Source organism: Marinimicrobium sp. UBA4509, assembly GCF_002388575.1.
Lineage (GTDB): Bacteria > Pseudomonadota > Gammaproteobacteria > Pseudomonadales > Cellvibrionaceae > Marinimicrobium > Marinimicrobium koreense.
In genome coordinates, this window is record NZ_DGMV01000064.1 from 61,670 (window position 1) to 63,815 (window position 2,146).

Consider the following 2,146-nt stretch of genomic DNA (forward strand, 5'->3'; position numbering starts at 1 on the left):
CAGGTGTTGTTAAGTGGTTCAACGAATCCAAAGGTTTTGGTTTTATTGAGCAGGAAGGCGGCCAGGATGTGTTTGTGCACTACAGTGCTATCACCGGTACCGGCTTCAAGACGTTGGCAGAAGGCCAGCGCGTGGAATTTGATGTGAAAGACGGCCAGAAAGGCCCTCAGGCGGATAATGTCGTTGGGCTCTGAGCTCACCGATGACGCCGTATAAGAAAGCCGCGCAGAATGTGCGGCTTTTTTTATACGCGGCTATCCGCGGTTTGGGACCACTAGGGCTCGGGACTCAAGGAGAGCCGATAAAGTGTAGGCCACAGCTTTCCCGTCACCCAGAACTGGTTATGCTCGGCGTCGTAGGCGATACCGTTGAGCACTGCTCCGGACGTCTCGGGCTGCGCTGTGCGTACCAGCTCGGCCAGATCCAGAGAGCCGATCACCCGGCCATTGTCGGGATCAATCTGGATCAGGCGATCTGAATACCAGATATTGGCCCAGATGGCGCCATCGACGTATTCCAGTTCATTCAGGCGTGTGACTGCCTTGCCGTTTTCGGTAACGGTGATTTGACGTTGTACGCTGAAGTCCTCTGGTGCATGGAAATAAAGCTGGGCGCTGCCGTCGGAGCGGATCAGGTGTTCGCCGTCATTGGTCAGGCCCCACCCCTCGCCGGAATAGCTCATCTCTCGCAGAGGTTCAAGTGTGCCCGCGTCGTAAACCAGTAGTGTTTTTTCCCGCCAGGTCAGCAGGTAGAGTTCATTGTTCAGTTCCGTCAGCCCTTCGGCAAAGTAGCGTGCGGCCAGAGGCCGTTCACGCTCGACCTGCCGACCGTTGTCCTGATAGATGACCAGGCGAGATTGGCCGTATTGGCCCCCGCTTTCATAGAACCGTGAACCACGCTTGAGTAATCCCTGGGTAAACAGGGTGGGGTCGTGGGGTTGCTCTGCCTCGATCTGGAACTGGTACTGAAGAATGTCGCGAGGGCCGGTGTCGGCGCAGGCGACCAGGGACATCATCAGACCGCTAAGCCACAGCATCTGGCCGCACCCGCGGATGAGCGTGTTGAAAGCACCGGAAGATTGTGTCATAAGCGTGGTCCTGGACAGTGAGGGCTCTATGGTAATCAACGGGAAGGCATTTATGAAACGTTGGCAGTCGTTTGTGGGATTGACGCTACTGGGTGGCTTGATGGTGGCGCTGCCCATTGCGATCTTCATCTTTATCCTGCAGTGGCTGCTGGGGCTGGTGACCGCCGTGATTGCCCCGATCAGCGCCTGGCTGGCCAGTTGGGCGCCATTGGCGGAGCAGGTGGCCGACCTGCTCGGCATCGTGTTGGTGCTGGGCGCCTTTTTCCTGATCGGCCTGGCGGTCAAAACCAGCATTGGCCGCTGGATACACAACCGGGTGGATCAGTGGCTCACGCGCTTTGCACCCGGTTACAGCACCATCCGGGAAGTGGTCATGCAGTTTCTCGGCGGTGAAAACAATACCTCGCTACTGCGTGGCCAGGTGTGCCGCGCCTACATCATGGGGCGTCAGAACCCGGTGTCGGTGACCGCCATTGTGACGGCGCGGCACAGCAATGGCGATTGCACCGTGTATGTGCCGACGGCGCCGATTCCTTCGTCGGGGTTTGTCTATCACCTGACCGAAGACTGTGTGGAGTTGCTGCCACACATCAGTGTCGAGGCGGCCATGCGCACGGTAATTTCCTGTGGTAGCGGCTCCCAGATCATCAGTGACCCGCCGGAGCCCGCCCCCGAGCAGCCAGCGGCGTCCACTGACCAGCCTTGAGTCCCGCTTTCGGTGAGCTGAAGGATCAAATCTTGTTGCGCATCAGATCCCGGATCAGAAAACGCGCCGGGTGCAGCGCCTGAATCAGCTCGCGGTCCAGCGGCATGGGCTCCCGTTCGATGTGGGCGACCAGCAGCTCGGCGCTCAGCGGGGTGTAGCACAACCCGCGGGACCCGTGGCCGACATTGATGAACAGACCGTCGTGGTAGCGCCCCGGACGGGGAATGTTCAGTCGGGCGTCCTTGCGTAGCGGCGCAAAGTCCTCCAGAAACGCGGCCCGGTCCGGGGCGGGACCCACCAGGGGCAGATAGTCCGGCGTGGTGCAGCGAAACGCAACGCGTCCCCCGAGTGCG

3 protein-coding genes and 1 pseudogene are annotated in these 2,146 nt (G+C 59.7%); 2 read left to right on the forward strand and 2 right to left on the reverse strand.

What is annotated here, in order from left to right; genetic code table 11:
- Nucleotides 1–194: cold-shock protein (locus tag B3520_RS12870; RefSeq protein WP_286876200.1), on the forward strand; the 194-nt coding region annotated here is incomplete at its 5' end.
- 80 nt (nucleotides 195–274) lie between these two features.
- On the opposite strand, the gene B3520_RS12875 is transcribed toward B3520_RS12870, so the two are convergent.
- Entirely contained in the window at nucleotides 275–1,087 is an 813-nt protein-coding gene (locus B3520_RS12875; RefSeq protein WP_286805096.1) for a glutaminyl-peptide cyclotransferase, read from the reverse strand.
- A 52-nt stretch (nucleotides 1,088–1,139) separates the two neighbouring features.
- Here B3520_RS12875 and B3520_RS12880 point away from each other — a divergent pair, with 52 nt between their 5' ends.
- On the forward strand, nucleotides 1,140–1,793 hold the full coding sequence (locus tag B3520_RS12880; protein ID WP_123637781.1) for a DUF502 domain-containing protein: 654 nt from the start codon (nucleotides 1,140–1,142) through the stop codon (nucleotides 1,791–1,793).
- 25 nt (nucleotides 1,794–1,818) lie between these two features.
- On the opposite strand, the pseudogene B3520_RS12885 reads toward B3520_RS12880, so the two are convergent.
- A pseudogene (locus B3520_RS12885) lies at nucleotides 1,819–2,146 on the reverse strand (amino acid oxidase); the annotation flags it as partial.

Coding starts and splice junctions, on each gene's coding strand:
- B3520_RS12880 (WP_123637781.1), top strand. CDS start 1,140: ATGAAACGTTGGCAGTCGTTTGTGGGATTGACGCTACTGGGTGGCTTG.
- B3520_RS12875 (WP_286805096.1), bottom strand. CDS start 1,087: ATGACACAATCTTCCGGTGCTTTCAACACGCTCATCCGCGGGTGCGGC.